Raw genomic sequence first — 19,735 nt, forward strand, 5'->3', positions numbered from 1 at the left:
CAGCAGAAACGGAGCCTCGGCTCCTCAGATCCCCAGGTCCTTGATGATCTTCGCCACGTGGCCCGTCGCGCGGACGTTGTACAGCGCGCGCTCGACCTTGCCCTCCTCGTCCACGATCACCGTGGAGCGGATGACGCCCAGGTACGTCTTGCCGTAGTTCTTCTTCTCGCCGTAGGCGCCGTACGCCTCGGTGACCGTCTTCTCCGGGTCGGCCGCCAGCGTGATCTTCAGGGACTCCTTCTCGCGGAACCTCGCCAGCTTCTCCGGCTTGTCCGGGGAGACGCCGATGACGTCGTAGCCGGCGCCGGCCAGGAGTTCCAGGTTGTCCGTGAAGTCGCAGGCCTGCTTGGTGCAGCCGGGCGTCAGGGCCGCGGGGTAGAAGTAGACGATCACCTTGCGGCCCTTGTGGGCCGAGAGGGACACGTCGTTGCCGTCGGCGTCGGGGAGGGTGAAGTCGGGGGCCACGTCCCCCGGCTGGAGTCGCTCGCTCATCGGACCAGCGTAACCGGGGGTCCTGACAGCGCAGGGGCGGGCGGAGCTGACAGACTGTCCGGAACAAGTAGTGGCAACAGGTATCACCAGCAGGTATCAGCAGCAGGCATCAGGCGACTTCGGAGGCCCCACGGTGGCGGACACGTCGGACACCAGAACCCCGGCGCAGATCGAGGCGGACATCAGGCGCCGCCGCGAAGTGCTGGCCGAGACCCTCGACGAGATCGGGGTGCGGGTGCATCCGAAGACGATCGTCGGGGATGCCAAGGCCAAGGTCGTGTCGAACATCGACCAGACCCTGGGGCGGGCGTACGTCGGGGTCAACAAGGTCGTGAGCGATGTGAAGGCGCAGTTCGTGGACGAGGAGGGCGCGCCCCGGCTGGAGCGGATCGTGCCGGTCGCGGTCGTCGCCGTCGGACTGGTGGGGCTGCTCGCGCTCGGCACCCGGCGGCGCAGGGACTGAGCGGGCGTCGACCCGGCGGCGCACGGACCGCTCGAAGGCAGGTAGGTTCAAGGCGTGAGCGCCAAGAGAAACGAGCACAGTACCCAGCACGACAAGCTGCCCATCCGGATGCTGCACGACCGGGTCCTGGTCAAGCAGGAGAGCGGTGAGGGCGAGCGGCGGTCGGGCGGGGGCATTCTGATCCCCGCCACGGCGGCGGTCGGGCGTCGGCTGGCCTGGGCCGAGGTCGTTGCGGTGGGCCAGAACGTACGCACCGTGGAGCCGGGAGACCGGGTTCTGTACGACCCGGAGGACCGTGCCGAGGTGGAGGTGCGGGGCGTCGCCTATGTGCTCATGCGTGAGCGTGATCTGCATGCTGTGGCCGCGGACCGGTTCGAGGGGTCCGAGGACACCACGGGCCTGTACCTGTAGGACCTTGCACCTGTAGGGCCCTGCGCCTGTAGGACCTTGCACCTGTAGGGCCCTGCGCCTGTAGGGCCCTGCGCCTGTAGGACAGCGGCGAAGAGGGCTGGTGACCGTCGTCACCAGCCCTCTTCGGCGTGTCAGGTCGGCGGGCCGCCGGTGCCCGCCGACGTACCCACGTCTGTGCCGGCCGTCGTGCCGCCGTCGGTCGTGCCTCCGGTGTCCGTGCCCGCCGTCGTCCCGCCGTCGGTCGTGTCGCCGGTCGTCCCGCCCGTCGTGGTGGTTCCGCCGTCCGTCGTGCCGCCGGTCGTGTTGCCGCCCGTGGTGCCGCCGGTCGTGGGGTTGCCCGTGGTGGTGGTTCCGCCGTTGGTCGTGCCGCCGTTGTTCTGGCCCTGGGTCTGGCCCTGGTTGGTCGGGCCGTTCGTGGTGGGCGTGGGGCCGGTGGTGCCGCCCGTGCCCGGCTGCTGCGGGGGCTCGCTGGTGGCGGGCGGCTGGGTCTCTTCGGCGCCCGCCTGGAGCTGGAGGTCGAAGTCCGTCGCCGGCTTCCCCTTCAGGGCGTCCTTCGTGTACTGCGCCCAGATGTCCCCGGGCGGGCCGCCGCCGTTGACGCGGGGCAGGCCCAGCGCGCCGTACAGCGGCTTGTGGGCGGCCGTGACCGGGTCCTGGCCCATGACGGAGACGACGGTCGCGAGATCGGGTGTGTAGCCGGCGAACCAGGCGGCCGTGTCCTCCTCCGCGGTGCCCGTCTTGGCGGCGGCGGGGCGGCCCGCGTCCTGGGCCGCGGTCGCGGTGCCGTTGTCGACGACGCTCTGCAGGATGGAGGTGGTGGTGTCGGCGGCCTCGCGGCTGACGGCCTTCGTGGTGGTGTCCTTCGGCAGCTCCACGACGTCCTTGCCGTCCTTGGTGATCGAGTCGATCATCGTGAACGCGCTGTGCTCGCCGTGGTTGGCGAGTGTCGCATAGGCCTCGGCCATGTCGAGGACGCTGGCGGTGTTCACGCCGAGCGCGATGGAGGGGGTGCCGGTCAGGTCGGGGGTGTCGGACGGGATGCCGAGGGCGACCGCCGTGTCCTTCACCTTGTCGGGGCCCACGTCCACGGCCATCTGCGCGTACACCGAGTTGACGGACTTGTCGGTGGCGGTGCGCACGGTGATGTCGCCGTACGAGCGGTCGTCCTCGTTCGCGGGGGAGTAGCTGCCGCCGGACCAGCCCTGCACGGGGCGCTTGTCGGTGCCGTCGTAGTAGGTGTTCGGGGTGATGGTCTGGTCGTCCTGCGTCGTGGAGTGGTTCTGGACGGCGGAGGCGAAGACGAAGGGCTTGAAGGTGGAGCCGACCTGGAAGTCGCCGCGGGTCGCGCCGTTCGTGTACTGCTTGACGTAGTCGATGCCGCCGTACATGGCGACGACCTTGCCGGTCTTCGGGTCGACGGAGGCGCCGCCCGCGCGGACGTAGTTGTCGACCTTGTTGTTCTTCTTGTCGAGCTTGGAGATCAACTTGTCGTTGACGGCCTTCACGAAGGCGTTCTGCTTGCTCTTCTGCAGGGTGGTGGTGATGCGGTAGCCGCCGGCCTCGAGGTCGTCCGTGGTGACGATCTTGTTCTTGGTGAGGTAGTCCCTGATGGCGGTGACGATGTAGCCGCGCTGCCCGGACATGCCGGTGGAGACGGTCTGTTCCTTCGGCATCGGGAACTTGAGGCCGGAGCGCTTGGCCTCGGTCAGCCAGCCCTTCTTGACCATGCCGTCCAGGACGTAGTTCCAGCGGGCGACGGCCGCGGCCTTGTTCTCGGGGTGCGCGACGACGTCGTACTCGCTGGGGGCGTTGACGAGGGCGGCGAGGTAGGCGGCGTGGGCGGGGTCGAGGTTGGTGGCGTTCTGGCCGTAGTAGGCCTGGGCGGCGGCCTGGATGCCGTAGGCGTTGCGGCCGAAGTAGCTGGTGTTTAGGTAGCCCTCGAGGATCTTGTCCTTGGGCTGCTCCCGGTCCAGCTTGATCGAGATGAAGAACTCCCTGGCCTTGCGGGTGAGCGTCTGCTCCTGCGCGAGGTAGTAGTTCTTGACGTACTGCTGGGTGATTGTCGAGCCGGACTGCTTGCCCTTGCCGGTGGCGGTGTTCCAGGCGGCGCGCAGCATCGCCTTGGGGTCGATGGCGGACTCGGAGTAGAAGTCGCGGTCCTCGGCGGCCAGGACGGCGTGCTGGGCGTTCTTGGAGACCTGGGCGAGCGTCACGTTCTCCCGGTTGATGTCGCCGTCGCGGGCGATCTGGGAGCCGTCCGCGTACAGGTAGACGTTGGCCTGCTTCATGGCGAGGGCGTTGGCCGGCGGGATCTTCACCAGCGAGTAGCCGAGGAAGAACAGGCCGATCAGCAGCAGGACGCCGATGACGAAGGTGCCGAGCACCGTGCGCCAGGTCGGGATGAGCCGGCGCCAGCCGGTGCGTTTGGGCCGCTTCGGCTTCTTGCCGTCTGCGGGACCGCCTGCGGGGACGCCCCCTGGACCGGCCGCCGGACCGCCGCCCTGGCCGACCGCCTGGCCGCCCGCCCGGTCGGCAGCCTGCGGGTCTCTGGGGGTCCACCCCGGGGTCGGCTGCTTCGGCTGCGGCTCGTCGCTCATCTCGTGCACGGACTCCTGTTTCGCGTCGTACGTTCCCGTACGCCCTCGTACGCCTTCTGCGCCCCCTCTTGAAGACTCTCGCACCATGCGTTCCGTTCCCGGATCCCGGCACGCGTCCCCTCGGGAAAATGCGTGGCGTACGTCACTGCCGGCGGACTAGGCTCCTGCGCTTCGGTGTCGGGCGGTCCGGGAGGTTGACTTACGTGGGCTCGGGACGGTTGTACGTGGCCGTCGTAGCGGGCGGTTTCAGACGTTACGCGACGTATCGGGCGGCCACTGCGGCAGGGGTGTTCACCAACACCGTCTTCGGGTTGATCCTCGTCTACACGTATCTGGCGCTGTGGGACGAGAAGCCGCACCTCGGAGGGTACGACCAGGCGCAGGCCGTCACCTATGTGTGGCTGGGCCAGGCGATCTTCGCGGCGATGGCGATCGGGGGCGGCGGGGTCGAGGGCGAGTTGATGGAACGCATCCGGACGGGGGACGTCGCGATCGACCTGTACCGGCCCGCCGATCTTCAACTGTGGTGGCTGGCGGCCGACGTGGGGCGTGCGCTGTTCCAGCTGCTCGGGCGGGGTGTGATCCCGTTCGTGTTCGGTGCGCTGGTCTTTCCGGTGGCGCTGCCGGGGGATGTGGCGACCTGGGGTGCGTTCCTGGTGACCCTGGTGCTGGCCATGGCGGTGGGTTTCGGTATCCGGTACCTGATCGCTCTGTTGACGTTCTGGATGATGGACGGCACCGGCATGACGCACATGACCATGCTCGCCGGGTTCTTCTGCTCGGGGATGATGCTGCCGCTCAATGTGTTCCCGGGCGCGCTCGGCGATGTCGTACGGGAGTTGCCGTGGTCGGCGCTGCTGCAGAAGCCGGCGGACGTGCTGCTCGGGGAGGCCGATCCGTGGAGGACGTTCGCCTTCCAGGGTGCGTGGGCGGTGGTGCTGCTGGGGGCCGGGCGGCTGCTGCAGTCGGTGGCGACGCGGAGGGTGGTCGTTCAGGGTGGCTGAGGTGAGCCGGGTGGTGGACGGGCTGCGGGCCTACCGCCTGATCGGCGGGATGTGGATCCGTTCCACGATGGCGTACCGGGCGTCCTTCGCGATGACCACGTTCGCGAACTTCGCGGTGACCGCGCTGGACTTCGTGGGGATCCTGCTGATGTTCTCGCGGGTGAAGGTGCTGGGCGGCTGGCCGCTGCCCGAAGTCGCCTTCCTGTACGGCCTGTCGAGCGTCGCGTTCGGTTTCGCGGATCTGGCGATCGGCTCGATGGAGCGGCTGGGGCGGCGGGTGCGCGACGGCACGCTGGACACGCTCCTGGTGCGTCCGGCGCCGGTGCTGGCGCAGGTCGCGGCAGACCGTTTCGCGCTGCGCCGGCTGGGGCGGATCATGCAGGGCGCGCTGGTGCTCGGATATGCGCTGACCGCCGTCGACATCCACTGGACGCCGCTGAAGGCGCTGTTGATGCCGGTGATGGTGCTCAGCGGTGCGGGGATCTTCTGCGCGGTGTTCGTGGCGGGCGCGGCCTTCCAGTTCGTCGCGCAGGACGCCTCCGAGGTGCAGAACGCGTTCACGTACGGCGGTGCGACGCTGCTGCAGTATCCGCCGACGGTGTTCGGCAGGGAGCTGGTGCGCGGGGTGACGTTCCTGCTGCCGCTGGCCTTCGTCACCTGGCTGCCCGCGGCCTATGTGCTGGGGCGGCCGATGCCGCTCGGTCTGCCGCACTGGGTGGCCTTCGCGCCGCCCCTGGTGGCGGTGGCGTGCCTCGCGCTGTCCGGTGTGGCGTGGCGGGCGGGGCTCAGGTCGTATCGGAGTACGGGGAACTAGCCGGGAGTTGGCAGGGTGACGATGGACGCCTTCATTGAACTGGACCGCGTCGAGAAGGTCTTCGACGTACGCAAGAAGACCGGCTTCCTCAAGCGTGAGCGGCGGCAGGTGCGTGCCGTCGACGGCATCTCCTTCACGGTGGCGCGCGGCGAGATGGTCGGCTACATCGGCCCGAACGGCGCCGGGAAGTCGACGACGATCAAGATGCTGACGGGGATTCTGACCCCGTCCGGTGGCCGGCTGCGGGTCGCCGGCATCGACCCGTCGCGCGAGCGCACGCGCCTCGCGCACCGCATCGGGGTGGTGTTCGGGCAGCGTACGACGCTGTGGTGGGACCTGCCGCTGATCGACTCGTACAAGCTGATGCACCGCATGTACCGGATCCCGGACGCCCGTTACCGCGAGAACCTCGACCGCTGCGTCGAACTCCTCGAACTGGCCGAGCTGTTGGACGTCCCGGTACGGCAGCTGTCCCTCGGGCAGCGGATGCGCGGGGACATCGCGGCGGCGCTGCTGCACGATCCGGAGGTGCTGTACCTGGACGAGCCGACGATCGGCCTGGACGTCATCTCGAAGGCCAAGGTGCGGCGGTTCCTGCGGGAGTTGAACGCCGAGCAGGGCACCACGGTGCTGCTGACCACGCACGACCTCCAGGACATCGAGCAGTTGTGCTCGCGGGTGATGGTCATCGACCATGGACGGCTCATGTACGACGGTGCCCTCGCCGGGCTGCACGAGGTGGGGGAGAGCGAACGCACATTGGTGGTGGACCTGGAGCGGGAGACGGCGCCGATCGACGCGGCGCCCGCGCGGGTGGTGAAGGTGGAGGGGCCGCGGCAGTGGCTGGCGTTCCCGGCGGGGGAGTCGGCGGCGGCGCTGGTGGCGCGGATCGCGGCGGAGTATCCGCTGGCGGATCTGTCGGTACGGGAGCCGGACATCGAGGACGTGATCGCTAAAATGTATGCGGGCTCCACCCCGGGCCACACCGAGAAAGCGGTCTCGTAGCCGCGCGGCGGGGGAACTCGTAGGCTGATTCGTATGACGGACGACGCCGCAGTCCCGGAGCTTCGCGCATCCGACGCCGATCGTGAACGAGTTGCCGAGGTCCTGCGGGACGCCCTCGCCGAGGGCCGTCTCGACATGGAGGAGTTCGAGGAGCGGCTGGAGGCCGCCTACAAGGCGCGGACGTACGGCGAACTCACGCCGATCACCCGTGATCTGCCGGTCGCCGGGGTCACCCCGCCGCCTCCCGTGTCGCTGGTCAAGGAGCCTGTGCGGAGCGGGAGTTGGGCCGGGCGGATCGTCGGCGGCGAGGGGTCCTCGTCCTGGGCCGTTGCCGTGATGTCGGGGTTCCAGCGCAAGGGGCGCTGGACCGTGCCGAAGGTGTTCAACTGCTTCGCCTTCTGGGGCGGCGGGGAGATCGATCTGCGCGAGGCGAACTTCGCCGACCATGAGGTCGAGATCAACTGCGTTGCGATCATGGGCGGGATGAACATCATCGTGCCGCCGGGAGTCGAGGTCGTGGTGCGCGGCATCGGGATCATGGGCGGCTTCGACCACAGTGAGGAAGGCGTGCCGGGGGAGCCCGGGGCGCCCCGGGTGATCGTGAACGGGTTCGCCTTCTGGGGCGGGGTGGGGGTTGAGCGGAAGCTGACTCGGGAGGAGCGGCGGCGGCTCAAGGAGGAACGGCGGCAGGAGAAGCTGGAGCGCGGGGGCGCGCATCAGCCGGGGGAGGGGTTTGCGGATCACCGCCGGATGCTGGAGGAGCATCGGGAGTGGCGGCGGGAGATGCATGAGGAGCGGCGGGAGCGGCATCGGGAGCGCCGGGATCGGCGGCGGGGCGGGGGGTACTGAACCGGCGGTGGGGCTGGGGTTCGTGCCGGGCGGGGAGCAGCCCGCGTAGCCTGCGGGCAATCGTGCCGCCTAAGGGCGGCACGGGTGGGCGCAGGCGGCACCCGGCAAGCGCCGGCAAGCGACCCCGCCGTCAGTGCCCTGCGCGGCACGATTGCCCGCGGGCTGTGTCGGTCGGCTAGAGCTCCGCCGGGGCCGAACCCTTGAACTCCTCCAGGTCGAAGGTCTGGGCCATCCTTGCGAAGCCCTTGTCGGTCGGGTGGAGGTGGTCGCCGGAGTCGTAGTCGGAGCGGAGTCTGCGGAGGTCGTAGGGGTCCCTTATGGCCTTGTCGAAGTCGACCACGGCGTCGTAGACGCGGCCGGAGCGGATTTCGGCGTTGATCTGTTGCCGTACCGCCTCGCGGGCCTGGGTGTAACCCCGGTGGCCCTGGAAGGGCATCAGGGTGGCGCCGATGACCTTGATGCCGTGGGAGTGGGCCTCGCGGACCAGGGTGCGCAGACCGTCGAGGATCTTGTCCGGGTCGGCGAGGCGGGGGTTGCGCAGGATGTCGTTGACGCCGAGGTCGATGACGACGACCTTGACGTTCGTACGGGCGAGGGCGTCGCGGGAGAAGCGGCTGAGGCCGCTTGGGTTGTCGGCGGGGCGGCCCAGGCCGTCGGCCAGGACCTGGTTGCCGCTGATGCCCTCGTTGACGACGCTGTAGCGGGGCAGGTCCTGGCCGGACCGGATCGCCGTGCGCAGCCGTTCCGAAAGGAAGTCCGTCCAGCGGTGGTTGGCGTTCTGCGTGGACGTTATGCCGTCGGTGAGGGAGTCGCCGAACGCGACGACGGTGCCGTCCGACTCGTTGCTCAGCACGTCCAGCGCGGTGAGGTAACGCCAGAACGGCGTCTGCTCGGTGTACCCGGTGCCGGTCACGTCCTCGGTGAGGTCGCCCTCGGCGACGTAGGAGATCTGGCGGGCGTGCGGGTGGTAGGTGACCGGACCGGACGGGCTGGGCGAGTACGTGGTGACCAGTACGTCGCCGCCTTCCGGGATCACGATGCGGACGGCGTCGCTGAGGATCTGCTGTCCGGCGGGGATGACGACCGCGGTGCTGCCGCCGAAGGTCAGCCGTCGCATGGTGTCCGCGGACGCAGCCGCGGTGTCGGAGGCGACGGCCACGGCGATCGAGGCGTGCGTGACGGTCAGCGCGGTCTGGCCGTAGAGGTTGGAGAGGGTGATACGGGCACTCGTACCGCCCACGCTCGTGTGCACGACGTTGCGGACCGAGCGGCCCGCCATGCCGAACGTCTCGGTGCCGGGCTCGGCGGCGGCCGGGGCCGCCGACCAGGAGCCGACCCAGACGCCGGTGGAGGCGGGGGCGGCGGGATTGTGCGGGGAGCGGCCCCCGTCAAGGGTGTTCTTGCCGTTGCTGCCGTCGCCGGCTGCGACCCCGACGTATATGGCGGTCGAAAGGCCCACGATCACGGCGATGATCGCGCAAAGCAGGGCATAACCGTGACGCTTGGTCATGCGGTGCGGGTCTCCTCGGACGAAGGGGAGCCCGAAGCTCCGGAATGATCAGGCCCATGATGCGGCATGGGGTGAGGGGTGGCCGAACAGGACCCCCCTTTGGGCCACCGGAGTTCACGAAGAGCCTCCCCCTCCTGACGGACGCCGGGAACTCTTGTTCCGTTCCAGGAGTCGGTCAGGAAGGGACAATGTGTGCAGGGGATCACGAACGGGTGGAGTGTATGGAGCGCACGAATCCGGATGAGAAGGGTGTCACCGCCCGCGCCATGACGACGTTCAGCGCCGCCGACGAGGAGAAGCAGCGCGGGGTGCGCCGCATGAAGCTCACCGCGGCCGGGCTGCTGCTCTTCGTGGCGTTGGTGTACGTCCTGGCCACGTGGGCGGACAACTCCGGGGCCGGACCCTGGGCGGGCTATGTCGCCGCGGCCGCCGAGGCGGGCATGGTCGGCGCGCTCGCCGACTGGTTCGCGGTCACCGCGCTCTTCCGGCACCCCCTGGGCCTGCCGATCCCGCACACGGCGATCATCCCGAACAAGAAGGACCAGCTGGGGGTGTCCCTGGGGGAGTTCGTCGGTGAGAACTTCCTCTCCGAGGAGGTCGTACGGCAGCGGCTGCGCGCCGTCGGCATCGGCAGCCGGCTGGGTGCGTGGCTCGCCGACCCCGAGCATGCGGACCGGGTGACGGCCGAGTTGTCGGCGGCGCTGCGGGGTGCGCTGACCGTGCTGCGCGACTCGGATGTCCAGGCGGTGGTCGGCGAGGCGATCACCCGGCGCGCGGACGCCCAGGAGATCGCGCCCGGCATCGGGAAGATGCTGGAGAAGGTCGTCGCGGACGGCGGCCACAAGCGGGTCGTCGACCTGATCGTCACCCGCGCGCACGACTGGCTGGTCTGGCACGACACCGAGATCATGGACGCCGTCCAGGGCGGCGCCCCCGGCTGGACGCCCCGTTTCGTGGACAAGAGAGTCGGCGAACGCGTCTACAAGGAGCTCCTCCGCTTCGTCACCGAGATGCGCGACATGCCCTCCCACCCGGCCCGCGGCGCCCTCGACCGCTTTCTCACCGACTTCGCCTCCGACCTGCAGTCCGACACGGACACCCGCGCGCGCGTGGAGCGCCTCAAGGGCGATGTGCTGGGCCGCGGCGAGGTGCAGGACCTGATCGCGTCCGCCTGGACCGCCGTACGGTCGATGATCGTGTCGGCGGCGGAGGACGAGCGAAGCGAGCTGCGGCTGCGCGTGCGGGCCTCGCTGCTGTCGCTCGGCGCGCGGATGGCCGTGGAACCCAAGCTGCAGGCGAAGGTCGACGGCTGGGTGGAGGGCGCGGCGGTGTACGTGGTCACGACCTACCGCAAGGAGATCACCTCCCTGATCACCGACACGGTGGCCGGCTGGGACGCCGAGCACACCACCCGCAAGATCGAGGCCCACATCGGCCGTGACCTGCAGTTCATCCGGATCAACGGCACGGTGGTGGGCTCGCTGGCGGGGCTGTTGATCTACACGGTGTCGCGGGCGCTGGGGGCGTAGGGGCGGGGCCACCTGTCGGCCCGGGTTCGCTGATCCAGGGCCGTCCGGCGTTCGCTGATCCAGGGCCGTACGGCGTCTGCTGATCCAGGGCCGTACGGCGTCTGCTGATCCAAGTCCGTCCGGCGTTCGGGGACGAGGCCCTTCAGAGCCGGCGCGGGGGAGCTGGGGACGGCAGCGCCCCCGCGAGGGCCATGCCACCGCCGGGTGACTGACCGACCGCCGGGCGTAGTGCCGCCGGTCCGGGATACCCGCTACCGGTTCGCTCGATGAGGAGGGAGCCCATGCCCAGCGCCCAGCCCAGCGGCAGCGTGACCGCCGCAACCGGCCACACCGTGACCACCGACATCCCCGCCCGTCTCGACCGTCTCCCATGGTCGCGCTGGCACTGGACGATCGTCATCGGCCTCGGCACCGTCTGGATCCTCGACGGCCTGGAGGTCACGGTCGTCGGCAACATCGCCAGCCGGCTGTCCGAGTCCGGCAGCGGTCTGCCGATCTCCTCGGGCCAGGTCACCGGCATCGCGGCCGCCCTGTACGTGGCGGGAGCGTGTGCCGGTGCCCTGTTCTGGGGCCGGCTGACCGACAAGTGGGGCCGCAAGAAGCTCTTCATGATCACCCTCGCCGTGTATCTAGCGGCGACCGCCCTGACCGCCGTCTCCTTCTCGAGCTGGTGGTTCTTCGCCTTCCGGTTCCTGACCGGCTTCGGTATCGGCGGTGAGTACGCGGCGATCAACTCGGCGATCGACGAGCTCATCCCGGCCTTCCACCGCGGCCGGGTCGACCTGATCATCAACGGCAGCTTCTGGCTGGGTGCGGTGGGCGGCTCGCTGCTGTCGATCGTCGCGCTGAACACCGCCATCCTGCCCAAGGACGTGGGCTGGCGTCTGACGTTCGCGCTGGGCGCGGTCCTCGCGTTCGTGATCCTTCTCGTACGACGGCACGTCCCGGAGAGCCCGCGGTGGCTGCTGATCCATGGCAGGGACCGTGAGGCGGAAGAGATCGTGACATCGATCGAGGAACGGGTGGAGGCGGAGAAGGGACAGCCGCTGGAGCGTCCCGAGGGCGAGATCACGATCCACCAGCGCCGCAGCGTGACCTTCGTGGAGATCGCCCGCACGCTGTTCTCCGACTACCGTCGGCGCTCGATCCTCGGCTTCTCGCTCTTCATCGGCCAGGCCTTCCTCTACAACGCGATCACCTTCGGCTTCGGCGCGATCCTGACGAAGTTCTTCGGTGTCCCGACGGGCGACACCGGCTACTACTTCGCGGTGATCGCGATCGGCAACTTCTGCGGTCCGCTGCTGCTCGGCAAGCTCTTCGACACGGTCGGCCGCCGGGTGATGATCTCGTCGACGTACCTGCTCTCGGGCCTGCTCCTGTTCGGCACGGCATGGCTGTTCGACCAGGGCTCGCTGAGCGCGGGCACGCTGACGGCCTGCTGGTGCGCGGTCCTGTTCTTCGCCTCGGCCGGCGCGTCCAGCGCCTACCTGACGGTCTCCGAGGTCTTCCCGATGGAGACCCGCGCGATGTCCATCGCCTTCTTCTACGCCCTCGGCACCGCGGCCGGCGGCATCAGCGGCCCGCTGCTGTTCGCCGACCTCACCGGCACGGGCAAGGTCGGCGACACCGTCCTCGCCTTCCAGATCGGTGCGGCCCTGATGTGCGCGGCGGGCCTGGTCGCGGCGTTCCTGGCGGTACGAGCGGAACGCCGCTCCCTGGAAGACATTGCGAAGCCGCTCACGGCGGTGGCGTCGACGGTGACCGGGAAGGCCCGGTCGGCGAAGGAGGGGCGGGGGAGTTCGCGACCGGCCACGGCGTAGGACCACGACGCAGGGCTACGACCGTCACTGGGCGTCGCCCTGCCGGACCCGGTCACGGCGCCGCAGGAACAGCAGCCCACCGGCGACGGCGGTGACCCCCGCCGCGGCCGCCCATCCGACGACGTCCCCGGAACCGGTGGCGGCGAGGCCGCCGCCGGCGGGGGAGGCCGACGCGGTGGCCGCGGTCTGGGGCCGGGGCCCGGATCCGGCATCGGAGGCCGAGGGCGTAGGCGTGGCGGCAGCGGTCACTCCCCTGTCCCGGGTGAACGCCAGGGTCCCGAAGCCGAGTTGGTCGTACCCGCCGCTGTTGGGCCCGTAGTCCCCACCGCCGCCCTCGGGCGCGGCCTTGGCGGCGATCTGCGTGAGGTAGGTGGCGGACAGCCCGCGCCGCTTGGTGTAGTGATTGGCGATCATGGCCCAGACCGGCCGCATCTGCGCCGGGTCGGCGGGGGCGACCTGGGTGGGCTGCTGGATCCCCGGCCGACGGTCCACGAGGGCGTAGGGCGTGTACGGCACATTCCCGCCCAGGCTCCACTTGGCCACGTACTGAGCGCCCTTGAGGAAGCGGTTGTCGTCATAGCCGTACAGGTCGATGCCCTGGTTCCAGGCCATCTCGCAGACGGTGCCCATCAGGCCGACGCCCAGCAGCGAGTGCCCCTGGTCGCGCCCGGCCTCCATCCACTGGGCGAGCCCGTCGTCCTGCACGACCGGGATGACGTGCTTGATCGAGCCCATGCCGACGCCGTGCTTGAAGTACTCGACGGCCTGCTCGACCTTGGCCTGGTCGTCGCAGAAGATGCCCGTGGCCAGCGCGCAGGCCATGTTGCACAGGTCCCAGTTGGGCCAGTAGTGGGGGGCGGGAGTGCCGTTGTGGCGGAGGAGGAAGTCCTCACTCATCGAGTAGAAGACGTCGACCAGCATCTTCTGGAATCTCTCGAGTTGGAAGTCCTTGTGGTCGCGGACGAGCTCGGCCGCGTTGGCGGCCTGGTACCCGTATATCCCGGAGGCCAGCCACCGGTCGGCGCTGCCGCTGACCTTCGTCAGCTTCGCCGACCAGGCGTTGAGGATCGCGACGGCGGTGTCGGCGTGGGCGCTGCCGCCACTGACGTGGTAGCGCAGGGCGTTCTGGTACGCGGCGTGGATGTCGTTGTAGAGGATTCCGTAGTTCTGCGGCCACGTGCTTTGGGGGCGCAGTTCCACGCCCCGGTACACGATGGCCTGCGGATTGGGTATCCAGTCGCTCTGCGCATGCCGGTTGGCGGTCAGCTTCGCGTACCCGGCGGTGTAGGGGGCGGCACCGGCCTTCACTTTGGCGGCCATACGCGCGAGGTCGGCGCCGGTGTGGAGGAGTCCGGGATGCGCGAAGGCCCCGCCCGCGGCCACCGCGGGGGTGGTGACAGTGGTGAGGCCGACGGCTCCGGCTGCGGCGCCCGTGGCCTTGAGCACGGTGCGCCGGCTGATCTGTCGTGTCACATGCATGCCACGGAGACGGCCGGGACGGGGCCCGATAACGAAAACTGACCGAGCGGCCGCCGCACCGGGCGCCGGCCACGGCTCACAGGGGCGCGGGGCGGTGTCTGATGTGTGGCTCCGCTGCGTGGGCGCGCCCCGGGTGCCGGGCGCGGCTTTCAAGGGGCGGGGGGAACTGCGCGACCGGCCACGACGGCGCCGCGGCCGAAGACAACCCACCCCCGCACAACCAGCAAATTCGCCGGCGGTCCCCACCACCGCCGGGGGAAGCTGCCGACCGCGACGTCAACGGCCGGGAGGAGACACACGGTTGACCCGCCTGACACGCCCCGACGGCACAGAGATCGCATACCGCGACCACACCCCACCGCGCCCCCGGCAGCAGATCCTCCTCCTGCACGGCCTGGCGGGCCGCATGGCCGAATGGGACGACCTGGTCCCACGGCTGCTCGCCGACGGCCACCGCGTGGTGCTGTACGACGCCCGGGGCCACGGCGAGAGCACCCGCCGCCCGGCGACGGTGACCCGGGCCGCCCACGTAGCGGACGCGATGACCCTGATCAGGGAGCTGTCGCTCGCCCCCGTCACCCTCATCGGTCAGTCCCTGGGCGGTCATACGGCGATGCTGCTGGCGTCGGCCTACCCGGACCTGGTGCGATCCCTGATCCTGGTGGAGGCGGGGCCGGCCGGACCGAGTCCGAACCTGCCTTACCTCATCGCGAGTTGGCTGGCCGACTGGCACCCACTGGACCGCGCCACCATGGTCGAGTCGATCTCCGAACTCGCCACCCACGCCTACTGGCGGGAATGGACGGCCGTCCGCTGCCCGACCCTCCTCGTCCAGGGCGAGAACGGCACGATGCGCGCCACTGAACCCACCGACATGCTGGCCGCTCGCCCGACCGCCACCCACCACACCGTCGTCCCGGACGCGGGCCACGACGTACACCTGGACCAGCCGGAACGCCTGTACGAGGCGATCGCGGCCCACATCAGGTTCCTCAAGCAGCCGTCCGCCGGAGATGCTCGTCGATGAGGCCGAGCGTGGCCTTCGGCTGCTCGACCTGGGGCAGGTGTCCGGCCTCGGGGACGACCTCGAACCGGGCGTCGCCGAAGGCGGCGGCGTACGCGGTCCCGTAGGCGGGCGTCACGATGCGATCGCTCTCGCCCCACACCAGCAGAGCCGGCGTCTGCACACGCCCCAGCCGGTGCAGCAGCTTCGGGTCGTGCATGTACGGGTCGCCGGCGAGGAGGCGCATGGTGGCCATGTTGGCCTGGCGGACGGCGAGTTGGTCGGCGGGCAGCGCGGCGGGGTCGACGTAGTAGCGGTCCGGGTCGTGCCAGGAGAGCTCCGCCGCGGCGCGCGGGTCGAGGGCGAAGTAGTCAGCGATCGGCTCGGACTCGACGTGCACGCCGACGGCGTCGATCAGCACCAGCCCGCTGATGCGCCCCGCGGTGTCCCGTACGGCCATCTCGGCCGCGATCCAGCCGCCGAGGGAGGAGCCGACGACCAGCACGTCGTGCAGGTCGCGGTCCTGGAGGAGGTGCAGGTAGGAGAGGGCGAGGTCGTCGACGCCGGTGCACCAGTCGGGGCGGGGGGGTGCCGTTCCAGCCGGGGTGGACGGGGGCGAGGACCTGAGCGGTGCGGGACAGGTGCTGGGCGATCCCGGTGACGGTGGCGGGGCCTCCGCCGCCGTGGAGGACGAGGACGGGGCGGCCGGTGGTGTCATCTGTAGGCATGCCCGAGAGCCTAACTAAAGATGCTTATATAAGCTAGCTTAGTTTTCGCATAGACTCCCTCCATGCATGCTGACCTGCAACTCCTCGGCCGGGCGGTCAAGCAAGCCCAGTACCGCCAGCACCGCGCGCTGGACAGCGCCCTGACGGCGGTCGGCTCGACCCTCGCCCAGTGGGACGCGCTCCGCGCGATCAGCCGTACACCCGGCGCATCGGCACGCGAACTCGCCGCGGCCACCTTCCAGACCGAGCAGGCCTTCGGCGCACTGATGGGCCGCCTGGCCGCACAGGACCTGGTCGACCGCCGCCCGGGACGCGGCCGCCGCATCGAACACCACCTGACCCCTGCGGGCGAACGGGTCCTGAAGGCCGGACACCAGGTGGCCGCCGAGGTGCTGGCCGAGTGCTTCGCCCCGCTGCCCGAGCCGGACCGCGCGACACTGCTGGAGCTGCTGCACCGCCTGAACGGAACGGTCGAAAGTCCCTGAACGGACGGCGGGAAGTCCCTGACGCGCGGCGGTCCCGGCCGGTCGGTCGAATGGGTTGCCGAATGGGCTATCGTGCCTCTTCGATCTCCCTCGTTCTCTCCCGTTCGCGAACGGGAACCACAGAAGGAGGTCGGAAGGGGATCAGAAGGAGACACGGTGTCCGATCTTGGGCGGCTCGTCGCCGGCCGGTATCTGCTGGTCGAGCGGGTGGGCAGCGGCGGCATGGGCACCGTGTGGCGTGCCGAGGACAAGCTGCTCGGCCGGCACGTCGCGGTCAAGAAACTGCACATCCCGCCGCACCTGCACGACGACGAGGTCCGCACCCTCCACGAACGCACCCGGCGCGAGGCGCGCAGCGCCGCACGCATCACTCACCCCAACGTGATCGTGGTGCATGACGTCGTCGACGACGAGGGCCTGCCGTGCATCGTCATGGAGTACGTCCCCTCGGCCACACTGAGCGACGTCCTGAAGCGCCGGGGCGCGCTGCCACCCCACGAGGCCGCCCGGGTCGGACGCGCCATGGCCGCCGCGTTGCGCGCCGCCCACAACGCCGGGGTCCTGCACCGGGACGTGAAACCCGGCAACGTCCTGCTGGCCGACGACGGGCGGATCGTCCTCACCGACTTCGGGATCGCCATGGAGTCGGGCACGTCCTCACTGACCAAGTCCGGCGAGCTGATCGGCTCCATCCGCTACCTGGCGCCCGAACGCCTCAGGAGCACGAGCACCGGCCCCGGACCCGCCAGCGACCTGTGGGCCCTGGGCGCGACGCTGTACCAGGCGGTCGAGGGCCGGCACCCGTTCCAGCGCGCCACTCCCATCGAGACCGCGTACGCCATCGCAACCGATCCGTACGAGCCGCTGCGCGGCGCCGGCGACCTGGCCCCGGTGATCGAGGGCCTGCTCCTCAAGGAGCCGGAACAGCGCATGGACGTACACGAGGTCGAACGCCGCCTCGGCGACGTGACGGCCACCCGGACCGCTCCCCTCGATCCCCCCACACGCCCGGAACCCGTCCGCGACGTCGAGGCTCCCGGTCGAAAGGGAGGCGGCAACCGCCGTCGTACGGTGCTGTGGGCGGCCTCGGCGGTGGTGCTCGCCACCTGTGTGGCAGGCGGCGCACTGTGGTGGGTCAAGGGCGGCGCGGACGCAGCGGGCGTCCACACGTCCCGGTCAGCCGCTTCGACGCCTTCGGCATCGCCTTCTCCGAGTACCGCGCCCGTCGTCCCCGCCGGTTACCACCTCGTGGAGGCGGACACCGGTATCTCCGTACCCGTACGGGACGGCTGGACCCGTAAGGCGCTGCCCGGCGGCGAGGTCGGCTACATAGACCGGTCCGGCCTGGTGGGCCTCAGGGTCAACGTCGTCCAGTTCGCGGGCAGCGACCCCGTGCAGCACTGGCGCGAGACGGAAGAGGACCAGACCCGCCGGGACAACCCCGGCTACGAACGCGTGCGGATGACCAAGACCACCTTCCGCGGAGAGCCCGCCGGGTACTGGGAGTTCACCTTCGACGGCAGGGCCCGCAAGTACCGCGCGGCGGAACTGGCCTTCGCCGGCACCGACGGCACGCAGTACGTGATCTACCTCTCCGCTCCGGACGCCCAATGGGGCGAGTACCGGCCGGCGTTCGACATCGCGGCCAACGGGGCCCGGCTGACTTCGGCGGGCTGACGAGGGGGGCGGGGGATCGGGGGTGTGGGCCGTGGGGCCGCGCCGCGCTCAGCCCAGGATTTGGCCCCGGCCGCGAAAAGGGCAGATCAACTGCCCCTGCCCGCACGGGAGTTCATGGCAGGATCCGCCACCATGGAATTCTCCGAGGTGGTCCGTCGTCGCCGTATGATCCGGCACTACTCCGACAAAGCCCTGGCCCCGGAGGTGATCGAGCGCATCCTCGCCTCCGCCCTCCGAGCACCGTCGGCCGGCTTCTCCCAGGGCTGGGCCTTCCTCGCCCTGACCGCCCCCGCCGACCGCGCCCGCTTCTGGCCGTTCGTACCGGCCCGCGTCGAGAACACGCCGACCATGCAGGACGCTCCGCTGGTCGTCGTACCCCTGGCCCACAAGGCCGCGTACCTGGAGCGCTATGCCGAACCCGACAAGGGCTGGGAGGACCGCGCCGAGGCCCGCTGGCCCGCGCCGTACTGGCACATCGACACCGGCATGGCGGCCCTGCTCATGCTGCTGACCGCGGTCGACGAAGGGCTCGGCGCCTGCTTCTTCGGCATCATGCCGGAGCATCTGCAGCCGTTCCGGGAGGAGTTCGGGGTGCCCGAGGAGTATGCCCCCATCGGTGGGATCACGGTCGGCTACCGTGCGGACGATCAGCCTCCGCAGAGCAAGCGTGTCGCGGAACGCCGGCGGAGCGCGGACGACGTCATTCACCGGGGGCAGTGGGGGCGGCACGCCTGAGGAAACCGTTCAGGACAGCGGGATCTCCTGCACTCCGGAGCTCCCCGGCCGGTAGTCGCTGTAGCGCCCCCAGTCCGGCCGGACCCTGACGTGGACGATGTCCGGCCACGCCGCCCGCTCCCGCCCGGTCGGGAACTGCTCGTAGTACGCGGCGACGGCCGGGTCGTCCTGCGTGATCTCGCAGGCCACGCCCTCGAGTTGGACCGTCTGCTCGTCTGCCCGGTCGAACCCGATGACCAGGGCCACGCGCGGCTGCCGACGGAGATTGGCGAACTTACGGGACCCCCGCGTCGTGTCGAAGACGAGGTCGCCCGCATCGGTCGCCGCGATCCCGACCACCGCGGCCTGCGGATGGCCGTCGGCGGAGGTGGTGGCCAGGACGGCCAGTCGGCGGGCGCGGACGAAGTGGACGAGGGCATTTCGGTCCATCAGCCCAAAATATCGGCACTGGGCTGAGCAGCGAAATGAGCCCGGCGGTGGACCACAGCCGGGCTCACTTCATCGCTTACGGGCGTCAGCGCGGGCGCTCACTGCGGGCACTCAGTTGTAGAGCGCCACCCTCGGAGCCACCGTGCCCTTGGCCTGCGGGTTGATGACGGTGAGACGGTAGACCTGGGTGAGCGTCTCGCCCGCGTGCAGCGTGCGCTGCGCGGTCGAGAGGTCGGTGAACAGAGTGCCGGTCTGGCTGCCGACCTGCACGGCCTCCCAGCAGCCGTCCGCCTTGCGGCGCTCCAGCCTGATGTCCGACGGCGCCAGGAACGGCCCCGCCTCCGGCGACTCCACCAGCAGCTGGGGGGCGACGGTCCGGTCCGCCGACGAGTCGTTGCGGTAGGTGACCGTGAACTCGTGCGCCGCGCTGTCGGCCGCGAGGCCGCTCGTGGGCAGGTCCACGAAGTCGGTGAGTATGGCGGGCGCCTGCTCCGGCGACCGCGCGGCCGCGCCCGCGACGGTGTGCTGCGTGGCGGCCATCGCCGGGCTCGCCATGGCCAGACCGGAGACCGCCACGACGAGGGCCACGGAAGCAAGGCGGAGACGACTGTTCTTCAACGACACGTTCGCTGTTCCTTCGGGTTCGCTGGGGTGAACTGGCCTGCCCGGTAGGGCTGTCGCTCACGGACGTCTTCAAGACTACGC

At 70.2% G+C, this 19,735-nt stretch carries 18 protein-coding genes and 1 pseudogene; 12 read left to right on the forward strand and 7 right to left on the reverse strand.

What is annotated here, in order from left to right:
- Positions 1 to 24: 24 nt before the first annotated feature.
- A complete protein-coding gene (gene bcp, locus LJ657_RS34460) occupies positions 25 to 492 on the reverse strand; it encodes a thioredoxin-dependent thiol peroxidase (RefSeq protein ID WP_232652834.1) in 468 nt (155 codons plus the stop codon).
- A gap of 133 nt (positions 493 to 625) precedes the next feature.
- On the opposite strand from bcp, the gene LJ657_RS34465 reads away from it, so the two are divergent.
- A complete protein-coding gene (locus tag LJ657_RS34465) occupies positions 626 to 955 on the forward strand; it encodes a DUF3618 domain-containing protein (protein ID WP_030943668.1) in 330 nt (109 codons plus the stop codon).
- Between the two features lie 54 nt (positions 956 to 1,009).
- Positions 1,010 to 1,366, forward strand: a complete 357-nt coding sequence (locus LJ657_RS34470; RefSeq protein ID WP_030943670.1) for a GroES family chaperonin — start codon at positions 1,010 to 1,012, stop codon at positions 1,364 to 1,366.
- A gap of 131 nt (positions 1,367 to 1,497) precedes the next feature.
- On the opposite strand, the gene LJ657_RS34475 is transcribed toward LJ657_RS34470, so the two are convergent.
- Entirely contained in the window at positions 1,498 to 3,963 is a 2,466-nt protein-coding gene (locus tag LJ657_RS34475) for a transglycosylase domain-containing protein (RefSeq protein WP_232652835.1), read from the reverse strand.
- A gap of 203 nt (positions 3,964 to 4,166) precedes the next feature.
- Between LJ657_RS34475 and LJ657_RS34480 the strand changes: the two genes are divergently transcribed.
- The 4 genes from LJ657_RS34480 to LJ657_RS34495 are packed head-to-tail and all read left to right on the forward strand — an operon-like array spanning position 4,167 to position 7,635.
- Positions 4,167 to 4,967, forward strand: coding sequence for an ABC transporter permease (locus LJ657_RS34480; protein ID WP_232652836.1), 801 nt, complete (start codon positions 4,167 to 4,169; stop codon positions 4,965 to 4,967).
- 49 nt (positions 4,968 to 5,016) lie between these two features.
- Positions 5,017 to 5,781, forward strand: coding sequence for an ABC transporter permease (locus LJ657_RS34485; protein WP_232652861.1), 765 nt, complete (start codon positions 5,017 to 5,019; stop codon positions 5,779 to 5,781).
- A gap of 21 nt (positions 5,782 to 5,802) precedes the next feature.
- Positions 5,803 to 6,786 (forward strand): ABC transporter ATP-binding protein, encoded by a 984-nt coding sequence (locus tag LJ657_RS34490; protein WP_232652837.1) that lies wholly within the window; start codon positions 5,803 to 5,805, stop codon positions 6,784 to 6,786.
- A 33-nt stretch (positions 6,787 to 6,819) separates the two neighbouring features.
- Positions 6,820 to 7,635 carry a DUF1707 SHOCT-like domain-containing protein gene (locus LJ657_RS34495; protein WP_232652838.1) on the forward strand — a complete coding sequence of 272 codons (816 nt, stop codon included), beginning with the start codon at positions 6,820 to 6,822 and terminating at the stop codon, positions 7,633 to 7,635.
- 175 nt (positions 7,636 to 7,810) lie between these two features.
- On the opposite strand, the gene LJ657_RS34500 is transcribed toward LJ657_RS34495, so the two are convergent.
- Entirely contained in the window at positions 7,811 to 9,145 is a 1,335-nt protein-coding gene (locus LJ657_RS34500; protein ID WP_232652839.1) for an SGNH/GDSL hydrolase family protein, read from the reverse strand.
- Positions 9,146 to 9,366: 221 nt separating this feature from the next.
- Here LJ657_RS34500 and LJ657_RS34505 point away from each other — a divergent pair, with 221 nt between their 5' ends.
- Entirely contained in the window at positions 9,367 to 10,674 is a 1,308-nt protein-coding gene (locus tag LJ657_RS34505; RefSeq protein WP_232652840.1) for a DUF445 domain-containing protein, read from the forward strand.
- A 281-nt stretch (positions 10,675 to 10,955) separates the two neighbouring features.
- A complete protein-coding gene (locus LJ657_RS34510; protein WP_232652841.1) occupies positions 10,956 to 12,494 on the forward strand; it encodes an MFS transporter in 1,539 nt (512 codons plus the stop codon).
- A 24-nt stretch (positions 12,495 to 12,518) separates the two neighbouring features.
- Here the strand turns inward: LJ657_RS34510 and LJ657_RS34515 are convergent, their stop codons facing one another.
- Positions 12,519 to 13,973: an alginate lyase family protein gene (locus LJ657_RS34515; protein ID WP_232652842.1), complete on the reverse strand. Its 1,455-nt coding sequence runs from the start codon at positions 13,971 to 13,973 to the stop codon at positions 12,519 to 12,521.
- 301 nt (positions 13,974 to 14,274) lie between these two features.
- Here LJ657_RS34515 and LJ657_RS34520 point away from each other — a divergent pair, with 301 nt between their 5' ends.
- Complete coding sequence (locus LJ657_RS34520; protein WP_232652843.1) at positions 14,275 to 15,000, forward strand: alpha/beta fold hydrolase; 726 nt, start codon at positions 14,275 to 14,277, stop codon at positions 14,998 to 15,000.
- Here LJ657_RS34520 and LJ657_RS34525 read toward each other — a convergent pair.
- Positions 14,966 to 15,704: pseudogene (locus LJ657_RS34525) on the reverse strand (alpha/beta fold hydrolase). The gene LJ657_RS34520 and the pseudogene LJ657_RS34525 sit on opposite strands and share 35 nt — an antisense overlap.
- Before the next feature lie 62 nt (positions 15,705 to 15,766).
- On the opposite strand from LJ657_RS34525, the gene LJ657_RS34530 reads away from it, so the two are divergent.
- The 3 genes from LJ657_RS34530 (at position 15,767) to LJ657_RS34540 (ending at position 18,601) form a co-directional block, all read left to right on the forward strand.
- On the forward strand, positions 15,767 to 16,189 hold the full coding sequence (locus LJ657_RS34530) for a MarR family winged helix-turn-helix transcriptional regulator (RefSeq protein WP_232652844.1): 423 nt from the start codon (positions 15,767 to 15,769) through the stop codon (positions 16,187 to 16,189).
- Positions 16,190 to 16,345: 156 nt separating this feature from the next.
- Entirely contained in the window at positions 16,346 to 17,866 is a 1,521-nt protein-coding gene (locus LJ657_RS34535; RefSeq protein ID WP_232652845.1) for a serine/threonine-protein kinase, read from the forward strand.
- Positions 17,867 to 17,998: 132 nt separating this feature from the next.
- Complete coding sequence (locus LJ657_RS34540; protein ID WP_232652846.1) at positions 17,999 to 18,601, forward strand: nitroreductase family protein; 603 nt, start codon at positions 17,999 to 18,001, stop codon at positions 18,599 to 18,601.
- 9 nt (positions 18,602 to 18,610) lie between these two features.
- Here LJ657_RS34540 and LJ657_RS34545 read toward each other — a convergent pair whose 3' ends face one another.
- Positions 18,611 to 19,030 (reverse strand): pyridoxamine 5'-phosphate oxidase family protein, encoded by a 420-nt coding sequence (locus tag LJ657_RS34545; protein ID WP_232652847.1) that lies wholly within the window; start codon positions 19,028 to 19,030, stop codon positions 18,611 to 18,613.
- Positions 19,031 to 19,141: 111 nt separating this feature from the next.
- Positions 19,142 to 19,654 carry a hypothetical protein gene (locus LJ657_RS34550; protein WP_232652848.1) on the reverse strand — a complete coding sequence of 171 codons (513 nt, stop codon included), beginning with the start codon at positions 19,652 to 19,654 and terminating at the stop codon, positions 19,142 to 19,144.
- Positions 19,655 to 19,735 lie beyond the last annotated feature (81 nt).

It is taken from the genome of Streptomyces guryensis, from assembly GCF_021261325.1.
GTDB lineage: Bacteria > Actinomycetota > Actinomycetes > Streptomycetales > Streptomycetaceae > Streptomyces > Streptomyces guryensis.

Coding starts and splice junctions, on each gene's coding strand:
- LJ657_RS34485 (WP_232652861.1), top strand. CDS start 5,017: ATGTGGATCCGTTCCACGATGGCGTACCGGGCGTCCTTCGCGATGACC.
- LJ657_RS34545 (WP_232652847.1), bottom strand. CDS start 19,030: ATGGACCGAAATGCCCTCGTCCACTTCGTCCGCGCCCGCCGACTGGCC.
- LJ657_RS34530 (WP_232652844.1), top strand. CDS start 15,767: ATGCATGCTGACCTGCAACTCCTCGGCCGGGCGGTCAAGCAAGCCCAG.
- LJ657_RS34505 (WP_232652840.1), top strand. CDS start 9,367: ATGGAGCGCACGAATCCGGATGAGAAGGGTGTCACCGCCCGCGCCATG.
- LJ657_RS34475 (WP_232652835.1), bottom strand. CDS start 3,963: ATGAGCGACGAGCCGCAGCCGAAGCAGCCGACCCCGGGGTGGACCCCC.
- LJ657_RS34490 (WP_232652837.1), top strand. CDS start 5,803: ATGGACGCCTTCATTGAACTGGACCGCGTCGAGAAGGTCTTCGACGTA.
- LJ657_RS34500 (WP_232652839.1), bottom strand. CDS start 9,145: ATGACCAAGCGTCACGGTTATGCCCTGCTTTGCGCGATCATCGCCGTG.
- LJ657_RS34495 (WP_232652838.1), top strand. CDS start 6,820: ATGACGGACGACGCCGCAGTCCCGGAGCTTCGCGCATCCGACGCCGAT.
- LJ657_RS34510 (WP_232652841.1), top strand. CDS start 10,956: ATGCCCAGCGCCCAGCCCAGCGGCAGCGTGACCGCCGCAACCGGCCAC.
- LJ657_RS34515 (WP_232652842.1), bottom strand. CDS start 13,973: ATGCATGTGACACGACAGATCAGCCGGCGCACCGTGCTCAAGGCCACG.
- bcp (WP_232652834.1), bottom strand. CDS start 492: ATGAGCGAGCGACTCCAGCCGGGGGACGTGGCCCCCGACTTCACCCTC.
- LJ657_RS34540 (WP_232652846.1), top strand. CDS start 17,999: ATGGAATTCTCCGAGGTGGTCCGTCGTCGCCGTATGATCCGGCACTAC.